Origin of the sequence: Paenibacillus sp. FSL R5-0527 (assembly GCF_038008055.1) — a bacterium.
Classification (GTDB): Bacteria; Bacillota; Bacilli; order Paenibacillales; family Paenibacillaceae; genus Fontibacillus; species Fontibacillus macerans.
The window spans coordinates 732,064-755,311 of sequence record NZ_JBBOYI010000001.1 but is presented as its reverse complement, the minus strand read 5'-3'; the positions used below and the strand labels follow the sequence as shown (position 1 = coordinate 755,311).

Here is a 23,248-nt window from a genome sequence, read left to right as displayed (position 1 = left end):
AACGTATGATTACAGGATATACCGTTTATTTCTCCGTTTGAGCGATCAGATTCTCAAGATCCTGCGGAGTGAAATTATACACCTCGTTGCAAAAATCGCAGACGACCTCGGCATCCTTCCCTTCGTCCCGCAGCTCCGTCAATTCGTTTTTGCCCAAGCTGATCAGCGTGCTCTCCACTCTTTCCCGGGAGCAGCTGCAGGAGAACACGATATCCATCTCCTCCAGCACCTTGAAATCGGGAACAAGCCGAAGCAGCATCTCCTCCAGCTCCAGCCCTTCATCCAGCAGCGTCGTCACCGGAGGAAGCTGGCCGACGGCCTGCTCGATCGCATCGATTTCCTGATCGCTTAAGCCCGGGAGCAGTTGAATGATAAAACCACCCGCCACAATGACGGAATTGTCGACGTCGACCAGAACCCCCAGACCGACGGCGGAAGGCGTTTGCTCCGATACGGCAAAATAATATGTAAAATCCTCGCCGAGCTCGCCGGAAATCAAAGGCGCGCTTCCTCTGTACGGCTCTTTGAGCCCCAAGTCCTTCGTCACGTTGATAAAGCCGGTCGTGCCGACCGCTCCTCGTACATCAAGCTTGCCGAGGCTGTTGCTGGGCAAATGCACGTGCGGGTTTTTCACGTAGCCGCGAACTTCCCCCTTGGCGTTGGCATCGACCACGATCGGTCCGATCGGCCCGTCGCCCTTGACCTGAATGGTCAGCTTCTCCTCGCCTTTCAGCATGGCGCCCATCATCGCCCCCGCCGTTAGCGTACGTCCAAAGGCCGCCGTCGCCGTCGGATACGTATCGTGCCGGCGGCGCAGCTCCTCCACCAGCCGGGTCGTCCGCACGGCAAACGCGCGGACTTTGCCGTCCAAGGCGATGCCGCGGATTAACCGGTCTTGCTTCTCATTTTGATCCATTTTACGAAAGCCCCCTTTCGACTAAGTATACCCACTGCGGGCTTATTGATTTCGCTCATATATAATCCGCAGCCCCTCCAGGGTCAGCCTTGGATTGACCTCTTCAATCGAGCGCGTCTCGCTGGCGATCAATTCGGCCAGACCGCCGGTCGCAACGACCTTCGGTTTGGCGCCCATCTCCGCCGCGATCCGTTCCACGATGCCGTCCACTTGGCCGGCGTAGCCAAAAATAATTCCCGCCTGCATCGCGTTTACCGTGTTGCGGCCGATCACTTTTTTCGGCTTCTCCAGCTCGATGCGCGGCAGCTTGGACGCCCGCTGATACAGCGCCTCGGTCGAAATGCCGATGCCCGGCACGATCGCGCCGCCCAGATAATTGCCTTGGGCGTCGATGCAGTCGAACGTTGTGGCCGTGCCGAAGTCGACAACGACGAGCGGCCCCCCGTAGTGCTCGATCGCGGCCACCGCATTGACGATCCGGTCCGCGCCGACCTCGCGCGGATTTTCGTAGCGCAGGTTGAGGCCGGTTTTGATTCCAGGCCCGACGACCAGCGGTTTGCGCCGCAAATATTTCTCGCAAAGCGCCTCCAGCACATGCATTAAAGGCGGCACCACCGAAGAAATGATCACCCCTTCGATGTCTTGCACCTGGATATGGGACATTTGAAACAGGTTGTAAATCAGCACACCGTACTCGTCCACCGTCGCCTGCCGGTTTGTGCCGATCCGGAAATGATGGAGCAGCTCCCGTTCCTTATAAATCCCGAGTACGATATTTGTATTGCCCACGTCGACGACAAGGAACATTCGCTTACCCCTCCTTTTTCCCGTTCAAGTCCAGACTGATGTCCAGGCTCTCAAAAGAATACGTCAACCGCCCGACGGAAATGATATCTACTCCGCTCTCGGCGATGCCGCTGATCGTCTCCAGCGACACGTTGCCCGAAGCTTCCGTCTTCACGTGCGGCGACTGCGCTTTAATCCGCTTCACCGCTTCCTTCATCAGCTCCGGCGGCATATTGTCGAGCATGATGATATCCGCTCCGGCCCGCAGCGCTTCTTCCACCTGCTCCAGACTTTCCGTTTCCACCTCGATCGTCATCGTATGCGGAATCGCTGCGCGGGCACGGCTGACCGCCTGGGCGATGCCGCCTGCCCCCTTGATGTGATTATCCTTGATCATGACGGCGTCGTACAGCCCGAAACGGTGGTTCGATCCGCCGCCGACGCGGACGGCGTACTTTTCCAGCATCCGATGACCCGGCGTCGTCTTCCGCGTATCCACCAGCCGGGCCGGCAGCCCCTCAAGCGCATCGACGAACGTTTTCGTCCGCGTCGCGATGCCCGACAAACGCTGCAGCAAATTCAAAGCAAGCCGCTCCCCGGTCAAAACGCTGTGCGTGCCGCCCTCCACTTCGGCCAAAATGGTTCCTTTGGCCACAAACTGCCCGTCTTGGACATGCGCCGTAAATTTAAGGCCCGGATCAACCAACTCGAACACGAGCCGAGCCACCGGCAGCCCGGCGATCACGCCAGCCTGTTTGGCATGGATGATCCCTTTGGATTCATGCCCGGGCGGAATCGTCACGGCGGTCGTCACGTCCCCCGACCCGACATCTTCCCTTAGCCAGCCGCGGATCGCATCGATCAACTCTTCGTTATATCCGTTAAACATCATCGTTTGCTTCCTCCAACATTCCTTTTTCCCGCTGCCACAAAAGATGCTTACGCCATTTCCCGTCGCTGCGCTCCGGAAAATCCTCGCGGTAATGGCCGCCCCGGCTTTCCTCGCGGGCCAGCGCCGAGCGCGTCACCAGGAGCGCGCAGGTCAGCATATTGGCGTATTCCCATTGTTCGCGCGTATCCAGCGCCTGGGTAAAAATCGTCTCTTGGCGCTGCAGCTGCGCGAGCCCTTGCGCCAACCCTGCAGCCGTCCGGCGCAGTCCCGCGCGGCGGACCATCACTTTTTGCAGCTCCAGGCGGCGCTCCGCGATCGAAGGCGCGTCGGCAGCCTGACGCTGCACCCCATGGGCAATGCCTTCCCCGGTTTTGTCCAGCGGCGGCAGCTCCCGAATCCGCTCGATAATCCGCCGGCCGAACACGACCGCTTCGGAAAGCGAGTTGCTGGCGAGGCGGTTTGCGCCGTGAACCCCGGTTGACGACACTTCGCCGCAGGCAAAAAGCCGGTATACGCTCGTTTCGCCGTGATGGCCGGTGCGGACGCCTCCCATCATATAATGCGCAGCAGGCGCAACCGGAATCCAGTCGGCCGTCAGGTCAAGCCCGTAGCCGATGCAGGTTTCGTAGATCGTCGGGAACCGGCGTTTGACCGTTTCCGGATCTTCGTGCGTAATGTCCAGATAGACGATGTTGGCGCCGGCCGCCTCCATTTCGCTGACGATCGCCCGGGCCACGATATCCCGCGGGGCCAGCTCCAGCAGCTCGTGATAGTTGCTCATGAACCGCTCGCCTTTGATGTTCCGCAGCACTGCCCCTTCTCCCCGCACCGCCTCGGAGATCAGAAAGCGGGGAGCTCCCGGGTAGCAAAGAGCCGTCGGGTGAAACTGAATGAATTCCATATCGCGAATGACCGCTCCCGCGCGGTAAGCCATGGCAACGCCGTCCCCCGTAGCGACCTCCGGGTTGGTCGTATACCGGTAAAGCTGTCCGGCCCCGCCCGAGCACAGGATAGTGGCGTTCCCCCGCAGGAAAATCCGCTCGCCGTCCGGGCGCTGAACCAGCGCGCCGAGACATTCGTTGTTTTCGGTAATCAAATCGATCACATAATGATTATCCCATATTTCGAGGTTCGGATGAACCGCGGTTTGCTCCGATAACGCCCGCACAACCTCGTAACCGGTGGCGTCCCCGCCCGCGTGCAAAATCCGGCGGTGGCTATGCGCCCCTTCTTTTGTCAACGCCAGTTCGCCATTCTCGACATCAAACGCCGTCCCAAGCGCCATCAGCTCTTTGACGGCGTCCGGCCCTTCGTTCGCCAAAATGTTCACCGCTTCCGGGGAGCACAGCCCCGCACCGGCCAGCAGCGTATCCTCACGGTGGGAGGCCGGAGAATCGTCTTCGGAAATAACCGCCGCAATCCCGCCTTGCGCGTATCTCGTGTTGCTCTCCAGCAGCGCTTTTTTGGTAATCAGGATTACGCGCGATTTTTCACTTGCCTTGATGGCGGTGAACAGTCCAGCGATGCCCGAACCGATGACGATCACCTCCGTATCGACCACCGGGAGCTTAGCCAGCTCGAAATCAACCAAATATTGTGGTATCACTATCGTCACCTGTCTTGAACAAGAGAGTAGCGCATGCTACTTGACCTGTAGCATGCGCTCTAAAGAAAGCCTCGCTTTGTCGGCAACGACGGGCGGTACGTAAATTTGCGGCTGCATCGTTTCCAGACATTTAACCAGTTTTTTCAGATTATTGACTTTCATATTCGGACAAACGAGAAACTTGGTGGCAAAATGGAACGTTTTGTCCGGGCTGTCCTTGCGCAACTGGTATCCGGTTCCGTCCTCGGTGCCCACGATGAATTCTTTGGCGGACGAGTTTTTGCAGTAGTCCAAAATCGCCGTCGTGCTTCCCACGAAATCGCCCATCGCCACCACTTCCGGACGGCATTCCGGGTGAACGACAAACTCAGCGTTCGGGTATTTGGCCTTCATCTCCACCACGTCTTTCACCGTCAGCATATCGTGCGTGTTGCAGTAACCTTCCCAGATGATCAGCTTCTTGTCGGTATGCTGCTGAACGTAGTGGCCGAGGTTTTTGTCCGGCACCCAGATGATTTCGTCGGCATCGATCGAATTGATGACCTTCACCGCGTTGGACGAAGTACAGCAGATATCGGTCTCCGCCTTGATTTCCGCCGAGGAATTGATGTACGTCACCACTTTGGCGTTCGGGTGCTGCGCCTTCAGCTTTCGCAAGCCGTCGACGTTCACCATATCGGCCATCGGGCATCCCGCCCGTTCGTCGGGGATCAGCACCGTTTTGTCCGGCGCCAAAATCTTCGCGCTTTCGCCCATAAAATGCACCCCGCAGAACACGATCGTCTCCGCGTCGGTTGAAGCCGCCTTTTGGGCCAGCAAAAAGGAATCGCCGCGGAAATCGGCGACCTCTTGGATTTCGTCCCGTTGATAATAATGAGCAAGTATAATTGCGTTTCGTTCCTTCTTGAGCTGGAACAGCCGTTCCTTCAGCTCCCGGTTCATTTCCGCTTTCCGCTCCAGCGCTAAAGCCTCCACCCGATTTCCTCCCCCAACGCGCACCATATTACCTGTAATTAACGCTTCCTCTGGACTATAGCGCGGTTTATCGACGTTTTACTTATGCTCAATCCTGCGTGAAACAGCAAGAACGTATCAAATTTCACACGGTGTTTACCAACTAATTTACACAAGGTGAAAGGCGCTGTCAATGAGGCAGAGCGCCGAGCATAACGCCGAATCCCCGCGATTTACAAGGCAAATTCCCCGTTAAAGGGGAGATTTCTTAAAATTTTAATTTTAAAAAAAGCCCCCGGGAAACCTTCCGTTCCCCAGGGGCTGCATTGCAATGTTAAGTTTACACGGTCGGCGTGTTGCCGCCGTTGTTGTTGTCAGGGCCTTTGTCGGCCTCGCCTTGATCCGATTTGCCCGGCGTATCGCTGACAGTGCCTTGCGGCGCATCGACCACCGGATCGTTGGTGCGATCGTTCGCCGTACCGCTAGGCACATCGTTCGGGATATCCCCGATCGGGCCGGACGGTGCCGGATCCTCGGTTTTCCCTTGGATGCGGACACGAACGTCGCCGATGTTATCGACGGTCGGCTCGCCCGGCTCCGAAGAACCGCTGCCGCCTTCCGCACTGCCGTCGCCGTCAATGCTGCCGGTTTCGATCAAACGCTTGATCTGTTCGAAATCCAGCGTTTCGACTTCGAGCAGCGTCTCGGCCACGAGGCGAACCTCGCGTTCATGCTCGATCAGCAGCTTTTTGCATCGGTCATACGATTCATTGATGAAACGCTGCATTTCCTGATCGATTTCGTAAGCGATTTGATCGCTGTAGTTCTGCTCGTGCCCGATATCGCGGCCCAGGAACACCTGGCCTTGCGAAGTACCGAACTGCATCGGGCCGAGCTTCTCGCTCATCCCGTATTCGACGATCATGCTGCGCACGATGCTGGTCGCTTGCTGGAAGTCACTGTAAGCGCCAGTGCCGATTTCGCCGATGTAGATTTCCTCGGATACGCGTCCGCCAAGCAAACCGGTGACTTTATCCAGCAACTCGTTTTTGGTGACGAGCATCCGGTCTTCCTTCGGCAGCATAATCACGTAACCGCCGGCGCGGCCGCGCGGAACAATCGTAACTTTGTGCACCATGTCGGCATGCTCCAAATAGTAGCCGACGATCGTGTGCCCTGCTTCGTGGTAAGCAACGATCCGCTTCTCGCGCTCGCTGATCACGCGGCTGCGCTTCTCCGTACCGACGATAACGCGGTCGATCGCTTCGTCCACTTCCGTCATGGAAATATCTTTCCGGTTGCGCCGAGCCGCCAGGAGCGCCGCTTCGTTCAGCAGGTTCTCCAAATCGGCCCCGGTAAATCCGGTCGTTCGTTTCGCAATAACATCCAGCTTGACGTCTTTCGTCAGCGGTTTCGTCTTGGCATGTACCCGCAGCACCGCTTCGCGGCCCTTCACATCCGGGCGGTCAACCGTAATCTGCCGGTCAAACCGTCCCGGGCGCAAGAGCGCCGGGTCAAGGATATCGGCGCGGTTCGTCGCCGCGATAATGATAATGCCTTCATTACCGGCAAAACCATCCATTTCGACGAGCAACTGGTTCAACGTTTGCTCGCGTTCGTCATGCCCGCCGCCGAGACCGGCGCCGCGCTGACGGCCCACCGCATCGATTTCGTCGATAAAGATGATGCATGGGGAATTCTTCTTGGCGTTCTCGAACAAGTCGCGTACGCGGGACGCCCCGACGCCAACGAACATTTCCACGAAATCGGAACCGGAAATGCTGAAGAACGGAACCCCGGCTTCGCCCGCTACCGCACGAGCCAACAAGGTTTTACCGGTACCCGGAGGGCCTACCAGCAAAACGCCTTTCGGAATCCGCGCGCCCACGGCGGAAAATTTCCGCGGGTCCTTCAAAAACTCAACGACTTCGACAAGCTCTTGCTTCTCTTCGTCCGCCCCCGCCACGTCCTCGAACGTGACCTTTTTCTTCTCTTCATTATAGAGACGGGCCCGGCTCTTGCCAAAGTTCATCACTTTGCCGCCGCCGCCCTGCGCCTGGTTGAACAGGAAGAAGAACAAAATGAACATGATGGCAAGCGGCACGATGGAGGTCAGGAAGGTGACCCAAATGCTTTCGCCCGGCATCTTCTTCCAAGTTACCTCAAAGCCGTTTTGCTCGCTCAAGTCCGTGATTTCCTTCAAGACGTTTGTGTCGTAAGGAATATAGAGAGAGAAGTTCTTCGTCTTTTCGTTTCCGACGATATCTCTATACTTACCGGTTACCAGATAAGCGTAACCGTCGAATTTACCGGTGATTTCAGCAACGTTGTTATCTTTAAGCTGCTGGCGCAATTCCGTGTAACTAGGGGTGACGGTTGCTTCTTGTCCGCCGTTGAGGAATTGGACGATGCCCACCACGACTAAGAAAAGTATCAAATAAAAACCAGAATTCCGGATGAACCGACTCATCCCCTACCTCCTCTCAGAACCTTAAGTTATTTTACCATAGCCGCACACGCCATTTCAAAAATCAGGCGAGGTGGTCTTTCGTCCGAAACGGGACGACGAAATCAACTGGTGTAAATTTCCGGCTTCAATACTCCGATGTATGGGAGGTTGCGGTATTTCTCGGCATAGTCCAGACCGTATCCGACAACAAAAGCGTCCGGCAGAACAAATCCCGATAAATCGGCTTCCAATTTCACCGTGCGCCGCGCGGGTTTGTCAAACAGCGTGACGATTTTCACGGACTTCACTTTCCGCCGTTCCAGCACATCGATCAAATAACTGAGCGTCAGCCCGCTGTCGATAATATCCTCCACGATCAGGATATCTCGCCCTTCGACGGAGTTATCCAAATCCTTGATGATTTTCACTTCACCGGAAGAACGGGTCGAAGCGCCGTAGCTGGAGACCGCCATAAAATCGAGTTCGATCGGCACGGTAATTTCTTTCACCAGATCCGCCATGAAAATGAAGGCCCCTTTAAGTATACAAATCACAAGGGGATTTCGTCCCTCATACTCTGCGCTAAGCTGTTTTCCCAGCTCCTTGACTTTGGCTTCGATCTGTTCCCGGGTAATTAGTATTTCCTGAATATCGTTCTGCAAAATAAGTAAACCTCCTACGTTATACTATGAATGCCGGTCTTTCGCTAAACCTTAAGGAGCCGCCCGATTTGCCGATTTAATTCCAAACCATGTGCAGCGCCTCGGACGTGTGCCGGCTCACCGCGGCATGCGCGGAACGGCGAACGCCGGGAATCCATAATATCCGGCCGTCGGCATCCGTCACCACCGGGATGCGGGAGCGAAGGGATGGAGGTATTTTCTCGTCGATGAAAATATCTTTTACCTTTTTGCTACCGTTTAGTCCCATGACTTTCATCGCGTCTCCCGGGAGACGGGAACGCACTGTAAGCGGACAGACCAGCTTATCCGCATCAAATATGGCTTCATCGTTGCTTGCTGCCTTTGCCAAGGCGGCTTCCGTACCGCCCGGCAGCCGCGTGATCCGCAAGGTCCGGCCCGCGCCCGGAATCGTCACTTCCGCAGGGAATTGCTCCACTGAATATGTATAGTGAGGAATCTGACTTTCCGCAGCAACGGAGACAAAACGGATCGTGCCGTACTCGCGCATGGCCCGCCAGCCGCCGCCAAGATCCAAGCTCCATGTCGTCGGCCGGTCCTGAACCGCCCCGATACGAACCGCTTCAATCTTGATAAAATCGCTTTCTTCCGTGCTTAAAGGCAGATAATTTAATATTAGTTTAATCAACCTCCGTTGTAAAGCGACATGTAAAGAGGCAAAAGGCGCAATTTTGAACGTTGCCCCTCCTTTGTCCGCACGGACGATTTCGGCGTATGCCTTGGACGTTTCCATGGCCAAAAAATCATCCTCCGCCGAGGCCACCTCGGCCAGCCGGTTCAGCGATACCGCCAACTGATCATTATATTGCCCCAAAAAAGGCAACACATCCAGCCGCAGCGAATTCCGCGTGTATTCCGTAGACAGGTTGCTGCTATCGGTCATATATGGGATGCCGGATTCCTCGCAAGCCCGGAGCAAATCCGTCTTGTATATACGCAGCAGCGGGCGGATGAGTTCCACATTTTTTTCCCGGCGCTTAAATCGCATCCCCGCCAGCCCCGAAAGACCGCTCCCCCGCAGCAAACGCATGAGGACCGTTTCGGCCTGATCGTCGGCATGGTGGCCCAAAGCAATCGAGGCCGCGCCGTACCGCTCGGCGACGCGATACAGGAACTCGTATCTTTTTTCCCGCGCCGCCAGCTCCAGGCCTTTCCCCGATTCCTTCCTATAAGTAAGCACATCGGCATAGCCCAGCTCAAACGGAATAGCGAGCCGCTGCGCCAGCTCCCGGACGAAGTCCGCATCACGGTCCGCTTCGCCCCCGCGGAGGCCGTGGTTCAAGTGGGCGCAAATCAACTCCAGCCCCTCGTCCGCGGCAATTTTTCTCATTATATGTAAAAGAACCGTTGAATCCGCTCCCCCGGACACGGCCACGACGATCCGGTCCCCGCGGGACCACAGCTCTTCCTGCCGCCCGGTGCGCCGGACCAACTCCACCAGGCGATGCAACGTTCGTTCTTTCATATGAACCCCTTCTCCCATCAAAACCGCAGCGTTAAATATAGCGCACAGGCCAGCAAAGTCAACGACACGGCAAACGCGCCCAGAATCCAGCGCGGTGTGGACGGCCTCGCCTTTCGCTTAGGGCTGAAATTTGCCGAAACCAGTTCTTTCCATTGCCGGCACGCCTCCTGTGTATCCGCAAACTCCCCATTAATCGCCTTTTGCAGCCAACCGCGATAAGGGACGAGCTGCGGCGTACTGTTGATGATCGCCAGCAGATCTTGGCGGCTGCGTGTTTGCGGCAGCTGGATAGCCGCTTTTTTGAGCGGCCGTTCGGCCAGCAGGTGGATGCATACGACGGCAAATGAAAACAGGTCGTATCCGGGATCCGCCGACCGGCTCCCCGCATCCCAAAAACCGCGGTCATACCACTCGGTAAACTGCTTGACGCTATGGCCGATGGCGGTCACACCGCCGTAATCGATCAGTTCCACCTCGCCGTAGGCGGCGACGAGGACGTTTTCCGGCTTCAGATCGCCAAACACCCAGCCGGACCCATGCAGCCGCCTTAGCTGCTGCAGCAAATTGTAGCCGGCGACGTCCAGCCACCGGCCTCCCCGGCGGGCCAGAAAAGCGCTAAGCGGTTCCCCCTGCACATACCGCATCACGTAGAACGGAATCTCCCTGCCCCGGTAGGTGAAGTCGTCCACCTCGACCAGATAAGCGAGATCGCGCTCTGCGGCCCCTCTCCGCCGCCGCTGGCGCTGCAGCGCTTTCAGCACATTGATTTCCGATTGGATGTCCAGTGTGTCAAAACCAAGCTTAAGGGCGTACAGTTTCGCGTTTTTCTCCTGCTTCACCAGGTACACGACCCCGTTCGCCCCTTTGCCCAGCAAACGCTGGACCACATAACGGCCGCCCTTCCAACGGCCGCTGATGCGCGTCCCTTGCGGCAGATTCAGTTTAAACGACGTAGTCTCCGAGAATGCCATCGCTTCCATCCGTCTCCTCGCGCCAAGACTTTCCATGTCCATCCAGTGTATCATATCGCATGAAATCCATCACCTTCAAGATGGCCGGACCGGTTGGCGTCGCTCCCCGCATGACGAGACGCTGGAAAATCGACCGCGCCGTCCCCAAATCGCCCGTCCAATCCACGTCAAGAACGGCATCTTCCCCGCTGTGCGCTCCGGGAAAATGAAACACCGCCAGCCGGCTTTCCCCTTTTCTGGCGCCCAGGCTGAGCATCATATCGCGAATCGCCTCTTCCACCGCGCGCAGCTTCGGCTTCATGCTGGCGCTGGCGTCGATCAGCAAAGCGACCTGCAGCGGGCTGCTCTCGCTGAGCTCGTCGATCACCTCGACGACTTGCGAGCGCGTCTCCGGCGGCAAATCGCCCACCGTCTGATCGCCGAGAATCTGACGAATCTCCTTATTGACCGCCTGCTGGATCGTTTGCACCACCGTTTTTCGCGTCATCATCTGCATCGTTTGCGCCAAATTTTCCGTGCCGACAATCCGGCTCATGCCCCCGCCGGCCTTGGCGATTTCGGCGATCTCCACGCTGCCGAGCTCCCCGATCGTCCCGTAATCGACGATCCCGACAACGTTAACGGTGATCCCTTCCTGCTTGGCCAGCGCCGCCGCCATCACCGGACTTTCCCCCACATTGGAACATCCGTCGGTAATCAGCATAATCTGTTTCATTCTATCCCGCCTTCCATTTATAAGTTGAACTATTAATTGTACGGATCAGGGCAGCCGTGTGTTTAGTTCAACTCATATAGATTGATAGTCTCTCTTTCTAGCATTTCCAGAGAGGGTGAAGTATAAACCGGAAGGAGGAGACAGGGATGGCCGCATCTCACAAAAAAAGAAAAACGCCGGACGGCGTCTTTTTATGATTCCGACTTCTACGTCAGAGCGATTAGATAGATTTCGCTCTAAACCAGTTCATCCTGGGCGATTTGAGGTAAATAGGGCACTAGCGTTGTATTAACTTTTGCTAAAGCTTTCCCGTGAAAGCTATCCGAAATCTAACGGTTGTAGCAGCGGCTATTTGCCGAAAAAAGGCCTTTTCTAAATTCTAACGGTTGCGAGCGTCGTTATTTGCCTGAATCTAAGGAGAAATAGCGGGTTTAAGCGAAATAAGCGCCATGGCAACCGTTAGAGTTTGGAATCAACGTTTTTGGAACAAATAGCGCTTGTGGCATCCGTTAGAAAATTTATGTGGCTAGAAAATGCAGCTTGTCAGATTTAATGCAACGCCGGTGTAAATAAGGTCCACTGTGGCCGTACATTTTTCAAAACCTCCGTTTTTCCGCAGATAAGGTCTCTAAGGGTCCCTTTAGTCTTCAGATTTCTCTTCTCTTCTCTTCTCCTCTCTTCCCTAACCGGAGCACGGCCCTATACTCCCCGCTTGTGATTTAATAAACTCTATAATGTATAAATAAACTCAAAGCCGGATGACCCTAAGTTCTGGTTTAGACATAACAGCTTTATCGAGGAATAAGCTCCCCTTCATCAGACCAGGTGACAAGCTACAAAATGTCCCCCGCCCGCATCGCGGAATTCCGGTTCGTGCTCCTTGCATTCGGCGAGGGCAAACGGGCAGCGCGTATGGAATTTGCAGCCGGAAGGCGGATTGGCCGGGCTCGGGATATCTCCTTTCAAGATGATCCGCTCCCGCTTTAGCCTCGGGATGGGCAGCGGCACCGCGGACAGCAGCGCTTTGGTGTACGGGTGCAGCGGATGGCGGAACAATTCGTCCCGCGAGGCCGTTTCGACCAGACCGCCAAGGTACATCACGCCGACCTGTGTGCAGAGATGCTCAACCACGCTCAAATCGTGGGAAATGAACAGATACGTAAGGCCCCGGGTCTCCTGCAGCTTGCGGAACAGATTGATGATCTGCGCCTGGATCGACACGTCCAGCGCGGAAACCGGCTCGTCGGCGATCATCAGCTCGGGGCTCAGGATCAGCGCCCGGGCGATCCCGATCCGCTGGCGCTGCCCGCCCGAGAATTCGTGGGGATAGCGGTCGATATGATAGGAGGACAAGCCGCATGAAGCAAGCACCTCGAGCACGCGGTCGCGGATTTCCGCCTTGGGCAGCAGCCCGTGGTCAAGCAGGGCCTCTCCGATCGCGTCCCCCACCCGGACACGCGGATTCAGCGAGCCGTACGGATCCTGGAAAATCATCTGCAGCTTCGGACGCAGCCGACGCAGTTCGGCGTCAGGCAGGGCGTACAGGTCGGTGCCTTTGAACAGGATCTCGCCGTCCGTTTTCTCCGTCAGGCGGACGATGCTGCGGCCGACCGTGCTTTTGCCGCTGCCCGATTCCCCGACCAGGCCAAACGTTTCCCCGGTCCGGATCGTGATGCTGATGTCGTCCACCGCCTTGATCTGTCCGGTCGTCCGCTGCAGCAGCCCCGTTTTCACCGGAAAATACTTTTTCAAATGCCGCACCTCCAGCAGCGGCTCAGCCATGACGCTCCCCCTCCTCATACAACCAGCAAGCGGCTTTCTGCCCGTCTCCGACCCGCTCTAGCACCGGTTCCTTCGTTCGGCAAACGTCCAGGCAATGGGCGCAGCGGTCGTGAAAATAACACGATGGCGTCAGCTCCAGCAGGTTGGGCACCTGCCCCGGGATCGAGAACAATTCATCCCGGCGCTGTCCCAAAAGCGGCTTGGACTTCAGCAGCCCTTGCGTGTACGGATGTTTGGGTGACGCGAACAGCCGGGTTACCTCGCCTTCCTCGACGATTTTTCCGGCGTACATGACGACGACGTAGTCGGCCATTTCCGCCACAACGCCCAAATCGTGGGTGATCAACAGGATCGCCATGTTCGACTCTTCCTTAATCCGCCGCAGCATGTCGAGGATTTGCGCCTGGATCGTCACGTCGAGCGCCGTCGTCGGCTCATCGGCGATCAGCAGCTTCGGCCCGCAGGAGATCGCCATCGCGATCATAACCCGCTGCAGCATCCCGCCGCTCAGCTCATGCGGATAATTGTTCATGATCTGCTCTGGCCGGGATATGCCAACCTGCTCGATTAGTTCCACGGCGCGGCGGCGGGGCTCCTTCTTGGGCAGCTTCAAGTGCAGGACCATCGGCTCGATCATCTGCTCGCCGATCGTCAGGACCGGATTGAGCGAAGACATCGGCTCCTGGAAGATCATTGCGATCTCATGACCCCGGATCGTTCGCAAATGATGCTTATCGAGGGACAGCAAATCGGTCTCCCCGAATTTGATCCTCCCGCCGATTTCGACGCCGGCACCTTGCAGCAGGCCCATGACCGACATCGCCGTCACGCTTTTGCCGCAGCCGGACTCACCGACGATGCAGACGGTTTCCCCCGGCAATATCCGCAGGCTCACCTCGTCAACCGCCTTGATCCTTCCTTCTTCCGTCGTAAAATGCGCGCTCAAACGCTCTATCTCCAGCAAAGCCGGCATCTGTCGTTCACCTACCTGTTCATTTTGGGGTCCAGCACATCACGCAGGCCGTCGCCGAACAGATTGATGGCGATGACAGTGGCGAAAATCGACAACCCCGGCGGAATCCACAGCCAGGGATGCTGCTGGAAGTCGATCATATTGTTGGCGGCGTCGATCATGTTGCCCCAGGTGGGCGTCGGCGGCATGACGCCAAGCCCGAAGAAGCTCAGCACCGATTCGCTTAAAATCGCCCCGCCGATGTTCAGCGTCGCCATGACGATGATCAGCGGCACGAGATTCGGCAGCAAGTGGTGGATCAGCTTGCGCCGGTCACGGAGCCCCAGCACCACCGCCGCCTGCATGAACTCCCGCTCCCGCAGGCTGAGCATCTGTCCGCGGATCATCCGCGCCAGCCCCGGCCAGTTGACCAGGCTGAGCATCAGCATGACGATGTACATGCGGTATTCGGTCGGCACCTTCCATTCCGACAGCAGCGCGCCGGAGATGAACAGCAGCGGCAGGCCGGGGATCGTCAGCAGCAGGTCGGCCAGCCGCATAATGATTTGGTCGACGATGCCGCGGTAATACCCGGCGATGGCTCCGAGCAGCGTGCCGAGGAACACGGACACCACCATCGAGGCCAAACCGACGGTCAGCGAAATGCGCCCCGCCTGCAGCACCCGGACGAGCACGTCCCGGCCCAACTTGTCGGTGCCCAGCCAATGCTGCCAGCTCGGCGGCTTGTTCATGAGCGCCATGTTGATTTTGTTGTCGGCGTACGGCGAAAACAGCGGCCCTAAGAAACAGGCGATAAACATGAAGGCGACGACAACGAAACCGGACACGGCCAGTTTATTGCGAAGCAGCCGGCGCAGCGACTGCCGCCACAGCGACGGCTTCTTGAACGCGGAAGCAGGCACGGCCGCTTGGCCCGGGTGCGATATTTTTTCTTGGAATAAGGTCATTTTCACCGGCACCCCCTAATGCAATCGGACGCGCGGATCGGCGGCGCGGTACAGCAGATCCGACAGCAGCGTTCCGAGGACGGTCAAAATCGCGATCAGCATCGTAAAGCCCATCAGCAGCGGATAATCCCGAAGCGAAAAAGAGGACATATACAGCTGCCCGATGCCCGGCCAGTTGAAAATCTTCTCGATAATCAGCGAACCGCCGAACAGGGCGGGCAGTTCGAAGCCGACCAGCGTGATCGCCGGCAGCAGCGCGTTGCGCAGGGCGTGGCGGTACAGCACCTTGCTCTCTTTCAGTCCTTTGGCGCGGGCCGTGCGGATGTAATCCTGCTTGATCACGTCGATCATGTTGGTACGGAAATAACGCGTCAGCGAACCGACGCCTAAAATGGTCATAACGATCACCGGCAGTGTCATATGATGGATCACTTCCTTGACATAAGCCAGTCCGGTGGCATTGCTGCCCGTCGTAATCATCCCGCCCGGCGGCAGCCATTTGAAGTCAACGGCGAGGATCTTGATCAGAAACAGACCGATGAAAAACGACGGCAGTGACATCGCGGCAAAAATCAGCACCAGCACCAAGGTATCAAACCAGGAATACTGTTTGTAGGCCGAGACGACGCCGACGACGACCGCAATGAACCAGGTCAGGAACGTCGACACCGCCGCCAGCAGGAACGAATTCCAAATATAGTCGTTGAACAGCGCCAGCACCGGTTTTTGCTGGGCCAGCGAGTAGCCGAAGTCCCCGTGGAAGGCGTTTTTCATCCATATGGCGTACCGCTCCAGCACCGGCCTGTTCAAGCCGTAAATTTCCCGCAGTTCGGCCTTCCGCTCCGGCGACAGCTTGATGTTGCCGCTGATGAAGTCGCCGGGCGTCAGCGCGTACAAGCAGAAGATCAGCAGCGAGGCGGCGAGCAGGATCGCCGCCATGTAAATCAATCGTTTGGCGATATATGAGCTCATTGCTCTTATTGCAGCTTCCAGTTCGGCAGACTGGAGGACAGGCCGGTAAACGGACTGACGGACAGATTTTGAATACGGCCATTATAGGCGTACACGGTCTTTTTGTAGGAAGTGAAAATCACCGGCAGTTCATCGTTGAGCAGTTGGAACAGCTCTTTGTACACCGCTTTGCGCTGTTCGATGTCGCTGGTGGCCAGCGCCTTGTCGTACAGCTCTTTCACTTTCGGGTTATCATAGCCTTTGATTTCCCCGTCCACGAACTGCACCACCCCTTCAGACGGGTCCGTCAGCATCGGCGTGGAGAAGGAGGCGATATCGTAGTCTCCGCCTTCCACTTTGGAGACAAGCGCGTTGAAATCGGCGAACACCTCCGGCTGAAAGTCGACGCCGATAGCGGCGAAGTTTTCCGCGGCGACCGCGATAAAAATGTCGGTCTGGGCGTTTTTGGAGCCGAGGAAATGGATCGTCAGCTTCTTGCCGTTCTTTTCGCGAATGCCGTCCTGGCCCTTGGTCCAGCCCGCTTCATCCAGCAGTTTGTTGGCTTTGTCCGCGTCATAAGCGTAGTCGTTGATGCCTTCCTCCGTGTAAGCCCAGGAAATCGGCGAAGCCGGAATGTTGGCGACTTGCCCTGCACCCTGGTTCGCGTCGACGTAGATGCTTTGGCGGTCGAGTCCGTACATTAGCGCCTGCCGAACCTTTTTGTCCTTCAGCGGTTCATGCTCGAGGTTAAGCTGGAGGTAACCGTAAGTGCTTGGCGTGTACGGCAAAATGTTGACGAAGCCCAAACTTTTCAGCTTGTCGATATTTTCCGTTGTAGCGCTGAAGGAAGCGTAGTCCACTTCTCCGGTCTCCAGGTACTGCCAGGTGTCACCTTCGGATGTTTTATAGATAAACCGCTCCGTTTTGGGCTTGCCGGCATAATAATGTTCGTTGGCGACATAGCGAACCTCTTGCCCCGGAATAAATTTCTCCAGTACGTAAGGTCCGTTGCCGAGCGGTTTCTCGTGCAGCTTCTTGATGTAGTCGAGCTGGCCGAATTTGTAATCCTTGCCGTAGTAGGCTTTGGACAGCACGTCGCCGCCCAGGAGCACCAGCGCCGTGGCATTCGGCTGCTCCAGCTTGGCCGAGACGGTCAGCGGATCTATGACAGTGATGCCGGAGATACTCCCGGCTTTGCCTGCTTTGTAAACTTCGCCGCCTTCAATACGGAGCGCCGGAATTTGCGAGTCTCCGTCGTAAGCTTTATCATGAAGCAGCGTCCAGGTAAAAGCCACGTCATCCGCCGTCAGCGGCGACCCGTCGCTGAACTTCAAATCCTTGCGCAGATGGAACGTATATGTCAGCTGGTCTGCGGAAACGTCCCACCTTTCGGCCAGCCCCGCAGCCGGCAGCCCTTTGTCATCCACCGTCACGAGCGGCGTAAACAACAGGGAAGATACATTGCCGTCATAGCCGCTTTGGTGAAAATAAGGCGTAAACGCCCCGCTCGGATCGGTCAGGCCGACGATGATCGTGTCGGTCCGCTGCTTGGCCACGGCCGGTAATTTGGACAGATCGCCGGCCGGAGTGAACTGCAGCGCGGCCGCCGGAGCAGCATCGCCGTCATTGGCGGCGGCCGCGTTTTGGCCGTTCCCGGCTGCGGCTGTGCTTTGACCGTTCCCGGCGGCCGCCGTCACCGGGCCGCCTTCCTGAGCGGTGCTGCCCCTGGTATTGCCGGTGCAGGCCGACAATACCAGGGCGCCGGTCAGCAAAAACATCATCAGTACGGCTAATCTTGTTCTCTTCATCTTGTTCATCCTTCTCCCTCCCATTTGCCTGTAAACTGATCGCGGCTCATGATACTCTTAAATTCCGATAAGATAACTCCACTATATGCTTTTATCATTATACGAATGACATTTTGTTCTGTAAATAGAGAACTTGTTTATTTTTCTTTATTCGGAGAATTTTGAATTATGACTGCATAACAAAAAAAACAGGCCGATCATGGTGATGTTTGACCATAATCAGCCTGCACGCAAGAGCCGGGCCTTCTTCTTTGGGAACATTAGAGGCCTTTTTAGGGATCACGCCGCGAAAACCTGCTAATCCCAGGCAGCCTAAGAGACTCCTGACTGCGAAAAACATAAGGACAAAAAACGTCGCTATTTCGGTGATATCCGTCCATTTGAGAGCAATAGAGGCAATTTATGTCGTTATATTCTTAGGGTAACCAGGAAATACCCGCGTTCCGGACCATTCTTGGGAAAATAAGTACTAAAAATGCCGCTAATGGGGATGAACATGCTGAGCACCGGATAATAAGTACATAAAGTGCCGCTATTTTGAAGGCGGCGGTCCATCGAATAAATCTAACGGTGTGATCAACGCTATTGGGGTAAAAACGAGCAGATTCAAAATGTAATGGTTGCCAGCGAGCCTATTTTCCGTTTTCCCGGCAGTAATGGGGCGGTTTCGCCTAAATAAGCGCGATGACAACGGTTAAAAAGATATCTCTGTTTTTTCGCTCCAATAAGCGCGATTACATCCGTTAGCGTAGAAAATGTTACGGATAACTTGATCATTCAAGATCATTCGAAATTAACCGTAAGTTAAGCGCCGATTTCCAGAGGTTGAGCCCTTTTTGCCGTTTTGCCGTTACTCCTGTGGCCTAATATAATCAACCAGCTTCCGGTGCATCACGTCCAACATCTCCGCACGCAGGCTGTATTCGGTGACCGTCTCTCCCTCGAAATGGGCCCGGATGAAGCCGCCGCTGCGCAGCTTGGACACGTGATCGTGCGTAATGCCCTTCGATAATTGCAAATGGCGGACGATTTCGGTAAACGTCCGTGGGCCCTCGCTCAAGTAACGCAGGATTTTCAGCCGACTCTGCTCGCCGAGCGCCCGGATCATGCGGTATTCTTGCGGCGGAAAATCCGTCTCGCCGCCGAAGTAGATTCGCGCCGCATAATGGCAAAGCGTTACCTTGCCAAAGTGATAAATAACATTCATCGGCTGAAAATGATACTGCGGCACCAGCACCAACCGCTCCAGCCCCTCCTTCGGCGCGAACGCCAGCCCGTTCGTCGTCCGCTCGACAAACGCCAACGGTTCGGCGGCGGCCAACTCTTCCTTTCGCCGTCCGGCTTCCGCCCGCAGCGCGCCCGGCACCGCCGGATCCAGCCGGCGCAAATACTGCTCGTTCCACATGGACAACACCTCGAGCGTCCGCGAGCGGTAAAGCCCCATATCCTTGGGGAACTGCTGGGTGTATCCGGCGGTCAGCTCATATAAATCGCCCGGCGTCTTGGCCTCCAGCCAAGCGAGGAAGGCTTCCGGCGCCAGTCCGGCCGGACACAAATAGGTTAGCAGGTAAGTGAATTTCCAATCGCTGTCCACTTCCATCTCCTTCAGTATGGCGGCGAACCCGGGCGTCAGACACTGTAAGGTTTCCTTGACCCAGGCCGGGGCAAGGTCGATTTTTTTATGCGATTTACGGCAAATGATCGTATGCAGGCTGCTCAATAGCTCGTACCGGGGTTCAAATGTTACGTGCACGCGGTAATCCAATTCCACACGCCCCTTTCTTTCTCCATTATAGCGTGCTTCCCCCCAATTTCGGGCAAAACATCAAATCAGGAAAACAACCCTTCACGCAAAAAAAAGAACCTGAGGTTCTCACCTCAAGCCCTCTTCTAACTGACCGTACGCGGCCTTTCCAGCCGGCTGATCCCGGGAATATGCAGCGTGGACCACTGCGGCCGCAAGTGATCGACGGTGGCCACGGCGACGGTCATATCATCGTGAATGACGTTTTTCTGATAACGGATGACCGATTCGAGCAGGCAATCGGCGATCTCCTGCGGATCGTCGGCGTTGATTTCCTGGATCAGCCGCTTGATCCACAGCTCTTTGTTCACGGCCGGGCCCGGCGCATCGTAAATGCCGTCGGTCATCATGATCAGCGTATCGCCGGGATACAGCTGCACCGTCACCAGATCGACCTCGATGTCCTGGATAATCCCGATCGGCAGGTTGCTCGCCGAAACCGGGATCACCTCCTTTCCGCGTTTGATAAAGCTTGGGGAAGATCCGATCTTCATAAAGGTTGTGCGCGCCGTATATTGATCGATCAGCGCCATGTCGACCGTGGCGTACACCTCGTCCGGCGAACGCAGCATCAGAACCGAGTTGACCGATTTGATCGCCAGCGTCTCCTCCATGCCCGACTGCAGCAGCTGCTCGAGAATGCTGAGCGCCGTGCTGCTTTCCAAGCGCGCCCGCTCCCCGTTGCCCATGCCGTCGCTGATGGCCACCGCATAAGTGCCGTTGCCCAGCTCCTTGGCGCTAAAGCTGTCGCCGGACAGCAAATCGCCCCCTTTGGCAGTGCCGGCGACCCCGGTCGTAATTTCAAACGCTTTGGCCGACCCGAACGTAACGGTCGCAAGGCCTTCTTTTCCTCCGTGCATCGTCTCGTTCATCACCGCGATATGCTCGCCCAAAATATCCGACAGCAGCGGGGCGATGATTTTCCGGCATTCATCAAACCCGCGCGTGTAAGCATGGACGATTTCGATTTCCACATTGCCGTGATCCAAATTGACGATATCGATGTTGTGGATCGACAAGCCCATTTTTTCCAAAGCCTCGCGGATTTGTTCCTCTTGCCGGTACATGGCTTGTCCTTCGCGCTTGATTTCCCGGGCCAGATCCTCCATTACCTGGGACACCCCGGACAATTGCTCGGCCACCAGCTGCCGGCTGTCGTATATTTGCTGTTTCCAGTGCATATCATGTTGGTAGAGTTCATATTCCCGCTTCATCACATCCAGCACCTGGTCGGTTTTGACGCACAGCTTGCCCCACTTCGGCGGCAGCTCGTCCGGAGAAATGTCCGGCTTCTCTTCGATCGCCGTCATCATCTCCGTCATTAACTTATAAGTCTGATAAAATTTGCCGTCCCAGCACGTGCCGCGGCGGAAACAGGTGGCGCAGGCCCCTTCCGTCACGGCGTTCATGAAATGGTCGATTTCCTCGCCGCGCCTTACGATTTCGCCCGAACTGGAAACTTGGCCAAAACTCCGGGAAAGCTGCTTAAAGACTTGGGAGAACTGCGCCACTCGCTCGGCCGTAATGTCGCGCACCCGCTTGGCATATTCATGCTGCGTTTTCACATGCTCTTGCGTGCCGGGAACATATTTGGCGATCACATTGACCGTTTTTTTCGGAGTCAGAAGGAACAGCAGCACCGCAGCGCAGCTCTCCCAAGTCGAGGACATCACGTCCGCAGGCCCGGCGATGTAAATGGAAAGAATCGAGGAGCCGAGCAGCATGCCGAAGCCGACGGCCCATTTTCGCCCTTCCCGCATCATGCCGGCGAGCATGCCGGAAAAGGCCAATAAGCTCATTTGATAGAGCGCCGACGTGTCGGCCAAGCTTAAAATCAGCCCGGTTATGACGCCGACCGACGCGCCCAGCGGAGCGCCGCCCACGAAAGCAAACAGCAGAATCAGATAGCGGGACAGCACATGCTCGGCGGACAACCCGGAAATTTCCCAGCCGACCGTACCGGTCATGACCGAGGCGAGCAAGATGACAAGACACAAAATCTCTTCACCCCGCAGGTGGTATTGTTTTTTACGGTACGTAAAGATGGGGACCGCCTGGATAAACACCAGGGTGAGCACAAAGCTGAGCAGCGCGTCCATCACGGTCATCGTCAGCGCGTACCAGGTGAGCGACGGCCCGATGACCGCGCCGAACAGTCCGACGAAAAACGTGCTTGTAAACACCATGATCGGCGCATAGGAAATGTCCGCCCGCTCAAACGCTTCCAGCCCTTTTTGCAGCAAATAGAAGATCAGCAGCTCCACCGCAATCTGGGCGGCATGCGCCTGCGCGCCCGGCGTAAACATGGCGCCCGCCACCATCACCGCCGCCGTAACCATAGCGATGTCCCGCCGCATAAATACCATGACGGCAAAAAAGGCTACCGCAAACGGCGCAAGCTCGTCCAATATTGTCGCCCGCCCAAGCAGGAAACTCATCAGGATCAGCAGCCCGTTCCATTTGCTCGCCGCAAAAAAACGCGCGGCCCGCCCCAAAACCGGCAGGTTTAAAATTTCGTTCCACAACGCCTCTTTATTCCATGCCTTTCCCTTTTTCAATCCTGGAAACAGAGTGACATTCCACTTGTTCAACATCCCGGCACCGCCTTTTCCAAATTTGTAAGGTATGTCCCATTATAGGAGCACGGGAGCGGAAAGTTTGTCAGATACCGGAGGAACGCCCAAAGAAATTTCCGACAAATTGAGAGGGGTTTACGAAACGGCGCGAATGCAGGCCCGCCATGACGGCGATTGCCCCGAAGCGTTCCTATGTTCGCATGGACTTTGCCATGCGCCCGCCGCTATAGGAGCGTAATCGTCGTAAAATTGCGTAAGAACCTGTCGGGAAAAGCGAAGAGCCGACAAAACATCCTTTACTCCAGCAAAAGCCACAGAATTGCCATAATTTACCGCAAAAAAGCGCACAAAAAACCGCAGGCGAGCTTATCACCTGCGGTGGGTTTGAAGTTTTCGGTCACTTTAGGGGTTACATTCGTTTGGCACCGCGTCCGCCGCGTTTGCCTTCCGTGTTCTTCTTGAGCGAAGAAATCCGCTCCTCGCTGTCCTTAAGGAAACGAGATACTTTGTCTTCGAAGGAAGATTTGTTGGCTGGGGGCTTGAAAGAGCGTCCTCCACGGTCCCGGTTGAATCCGCCGCCCGGACGGTCTCCGTCTCTTCCGCTTGGCCGATCTGTTCTCGGTGCGCGAGGCGGTCTAGCCTCTACCGGTTTGTCAACAGCCTGTTTGATGGAAAGTCCGATCTTACCGTCCTTATCGACATTGATTACCTTCACGGTAACCGTGTCGCCAATCTTCAGATGATCGTTAACGTCTTTAACGTAATTGTCGGCGATCTCCGAGATGTGAACGAGACCCGTGACACCTCCTGACAGATCCACAAATGCTCCGAAATGCGTGATGCCTGTCACTTTTCCCTCTGACTTGGTGCCCACTTCAATTGCCATAAAATAAAATGATCCTCCCTTAAAAATATACAGCCAGGCCTCGAAATTCATGACTGCGGTGATTTG

At 56.2% G+C, this 23,248-nt stretch carries 19 protein-coding genes; 1 reads left to right on the top strand and 18 read right to left on the bottom strand.

The annotated features are described in order from the left end of the window. Nucleotides 1-25: 25 nt before the first annotated feature. The 17 genes from hslO to spoIIE form a co-directional block, all read right to left on the bottom strand. Nucleotides 26-916: an Hsp33 family molecular chaperone HslO gene (gene hslO / locus NYE69_RS03430; protein ID WP_124333521.1), complete on the bottom strand. Its 891-nt coding sequence runs from the start codon at nucleotides 914-916 to the stop codon at nucleotides 26-28. A gap of 42 nt (nucleotides 917-958) precedes the next feature. After that, nucleotides 959-1,723 (bottom strand): type III pantothenate kinase, encoded by a 765-nt coding sequence (locus NYE69_RS03425; RefSeq protein WP_326045481.1) that lies wholly within the window; start codon nucleotides 1,721-1,723, stop codon nucleotides 959-961. Nucleotides 1,724-1,727: 4 nt separating this feature from the next. Further along, on the bottom strand, nucleotides 1,728-2,594 hold the full coding sequence (gene nadC / locus NYE69_RS03420) for a carboxylating nicotinate-nucleotide diphosphorylase (RefSeq protein WP_340923967.1): 867 nt from the start codon (nucleotides 2,592-2,594) through the stop codon (nucleotides 1,728-1,730). Continuing rightward, nucleotides 2,584-4,200, bottom strand: coding sequence for an L-aspartate oxidase (gene nadB / locus NYE69_RS03415; RefSeq protein ID WP_340923965.1), 1,617 nt, complete (start codon nucleotides 4,198-4,200; stop codon nucleotides 2,584-2,586). Before nadB ends, nadC begins: the two co-directional genes overlap by 11 nt. Before the next feature lie 36 nt (nucleotides 4,201-4,236). After that, on the bottom strand, nucleotides 4,237-5,175 hold the full coding sequence (nadA, locus tag NYE69_RS03410; protein ID WP_340923962.1) for a quinolinate synthase NadA: 939 nt from the start codon (nucleotides 5,173-5,175) through the stop codon (nucleotides 4,237-4,239). Nucleotides 5,176-5,494: 319 nt separating this feature from the next. Beyond that, nucleotides 5,495-7,624 (bottom strand): ATP-dependent zinc metalloprotease FtsH, encoded by a 2,130-nt coding sequence (gene ftsH / locus NYE69_RS03405; protein ID WP_340923959.1) that lies wholly within the window; start codon nucleotides 7,622-7,624, stop codon nucleotides 5,495-5,497. A gap of 101 nt (nucleotides 7,625-7,725) precedes the next feature. Then, nucleotides 7,726-8,265, bottom strand: coding sequence for a hypoxanthine phosphoribosyltransferase (gene hpt / locus NYE69_RS03400; protein WP_036618088.1), 540 nt, complete (start codon nucleotides 8,263-8,265; stop codon nucleotides 7,726-7,728). 76 nt (nucleotides 8,266-8,341) lie between these two features. Beyond that, nucleotides 8,342-9,769, bottom strand: coding sequence for a tRNA lysidine(34) synthetase TilS (tilS, locus tag NYE69_RS03395; RefSeq protein WP_340923951.1), 1,428 nt, complete (start codon nucleotides 9,767-9,769; stop codon nucleotides 8,342-8,344). A gap of 17 nt (nucleotides 9,770-9,786) precedes the next feature. Continuing rightward, entirely contained in the window at nucleotides 9,787-10,740 is a 954-nt protein-coding gene (locus tag NYE69_RS03390) for a serine/threonine protein kinase (RefSeq protein ID WP_340923949.1), read from the bottom strand. Then, complete coding sequence (locus NYE69_RS03385; RefSeq protein WP_340923947.1) at nucleotides 10,712-11,455, bottom strand: hypothetical protein; 744 nt, start codon at nucleotides 11,453-11,455, stop codon at nucleotides 10,712-10,714. The genes NYE69_RS03390 and NYE69_RS03385 overlap by 29 nt, the downstream gene beginning before the upstream one ends. Before the next feature lie 816 nt (nucleotides 11,456-12,271). Continuing rightward, complete coding sequence (locus NYE69_RS03380) at nucleotides 12,272-13,237, bottom strand: ABC transporter ATP-binding protein (RefSeq protein ID WP_340923944.1); 966 nt, start codon at nucleotides 13,235-13,237, stop codon at nucleotides 12,272-12,274. Next, nucleotides 13,230-14,210 (bottom strand): ABC transporter ATP-binding protein, encoded by a 981-nt coding sequence (locus tag NYE69_RS03375; protein WP_340923941.1) that lies wholly within the window; start codon nucleotides 14,208-14,210, stop codon nucleotides 13,230-13,232. Before NYE69_RS03375 ends, NYE69_RS03380 begins: the two co-directional genes overlap by 8 nt. Before the next feature lie 11 nt (nucleotides 14,211-14,221). Continuing rightward, the gene (gene opp4C / locus NYE69_RS03370) at nucleotides 14,222-15,157 is read right to left on the bottom strand and encodes an oligopeptide ABC transporter permease (RefSeq protein ID WP_340923939.1); all 936 of its coding nucleotides are present in this window, start codon (nucleotides 15,155-15,157) and stop codon (nucleotides 14,222-14,224) included. Between the two features lie 15 nt (nucleotides 15,158-15,172). Beyond that, complete coding sequence (locus tag NYE69_RS03365) at nucleotides 15,173-16,129, bottom strand: ABC transporter permease (protein ID WP_340923936.1); 957 nt, start codon at nucleotides 16,127-16,129, stop codon at nucleotides 15,173-15,175. 5 nt (nucleotides 16,130-16,134) lie between these two features. Beyond that, nucleotides 16,135-17,886, bottom strand: coding sequence for an ABC transporter substrate-binding protein (locus NYE69_RS03360; protein ID WP_445744816.1), 1,752 nt, complete (start codon nucleotides 17,884-17,886; stop codon nucleotides 16,135-16,137). A gap of 880 nt (nucleotides 17,887-18,766) precedes the next feature. After that, on the bottom strand, nucleotides 18,767-19,687 hold the full coding sequence (locus tag NYE69_RS03355) for an ArsR/SmtB family transcription factor (protein ID WP_340923933.1): 921 nt from the start codon (nucleotides 19,685-19,687) through the stop codon (nucleotides 18,767-18,769). A gap of 119 nt (nucleotides 19,688-19,806) precedes the next feature. Continuing rightward, the gene (spoIIE, locus tag NYE69_RS03350; RefSeq protein ID WP_082207599.1) at nucleotides 19,807-22,314 is read right to left on the bottom strand and encodes a stage II sporulation protein E; all 2,508 of its coding nucleotides are present in this window, start codon (nucleotides 22,312-22,314) and stop codon (nucleotides 19,807-19,809) included. A 64-nt stretch (nucleotides 22,315-22,378) separates the two neighbouring features. Between spoIIE and NYE69_RS03345 the strand changes: the two genes are divergently transcribed. After that, nucleotides 22,379-22,534, top strand: a complete 156-nt coding sequence (locus NYE69_RS03345) for a hypothetical protein (RefSeq protein ID WP_155621562.1) — start codon at nucleotides 22,379-22,381, stop codon at nucleotides 22,532-22,534. A 171-nt stretch (nucleotides 22,535-22,705) separates the two neighbouring features. On the opposite strand, the gene NYE69_RS03340 is transcribed toward NYE69_RS03345, so the two are convergent. After that, nucleotides 22,706-23,182, bottom strand: coding sequence for a S1 domain-containing RNA-binding protein (locus NYE69_RS03340; RefSeq protein ID WP_340923923.1), 477 nt, complete (start codon nucleotides 23,180-23,182; stop codon nucleotides 22,706-22,708). Between the last annotated feature and the right edge of the window lie 66 nt (nucleotides 23,183-23,248).

Coding starts and splice junctions, on each gene's coding strand:
- ftsH (WP_340923959.1), bottom strand. CDS start 7,624: ATGAGTCGGTTCATCCGGAATTCTGGTTTTTATTTGATACTTTTCTTA.
- NYE69_RS03390 (WP_340923949.1), bottom strand. CDS start 10,740: ATGGCATTCTCGGAGACTACGTCGTTTAAACTGAATCTGCCGCAAGGG.
- NYE69_RS03375 (WP_340923941.1), bottom strand. CDS start 14,210: ATGCCGGCTTTGCTGGAGATAGAGCGTTTGAGCGCGCATTTTACGACG.
- NYE69_RS03365 (WP_340923936.1), bottom strand. CDS start 16,129: ATGAGCTCATATATCGCCAAACGATTGATTTACATGGCGGCGATCCTG.
- tilS (WP_340923951.1), bottom strand. CDS start 9,769: ATGAAAGAACGAACGTTGCATCGCCTGGTGGAGTTGGTCCGGCGCACC.
- NYE69_RS03380 (WP_340923944.1), bottom strand. CDS start 13,237: ATGGCTGAGCCGCTGCTGGAGGTGCGGCATTTGAAAAAGTATTTTCCG.
- opp4C (WP_340923939.1), bottom strand. CDS start 15,157: ATGACCTTATTCCAAGAAAAAATATCGCACCCGGGCCAAGCGGCCGTG.
- NYE69_RS03385 (WP_340923947.1), bottom strand. CDS start 11,455: ATGAAACAGATTATGCTGATTACCGACGGATGTTCCAATGTGGGGGAA.
- spoIIE (WP_082207599.1), bottom strand. CDS start 22,314: ATGTTGAACAAGTGGAATGTCACTCTGTTTCCAGGATTGAAAAAGGGA.
- NYE69_RS03340 (WP_340923923.1), bottom strand. CDS start 23,182: ATGGCAATTGAAGTGGGCACCAAGTCAGAGGGAAAAGTGACAGGCATC.
- NYE69_RS03360 (WP_445744816.1), bottom strand. CDS start 17,886: ATGTTTTTGCTGACCGGCGCCCTGGTATTGTCGGCCTGCACCGGCAAT.
- hslO (WP_124333521.1), bottom strand. CDS start 916: ATGGATCAAAATGAGAAGCAAGACCGGTTAATCCGCGGCATCGCCTTG.
- nadC (WP_340923967.1), bottom strand. CDS start 2,594: ATGATGTTTAACGGATATAACGAAGAGTTGATCGATGCGATCCGCGGC.
- NYE69_RS03425 (WP_326045481.1), bottom strand. CDS start 1,723: ATGTTCCTTGTCGTCGACGTGGGCAATACAAATATCGTACTCGGGATT.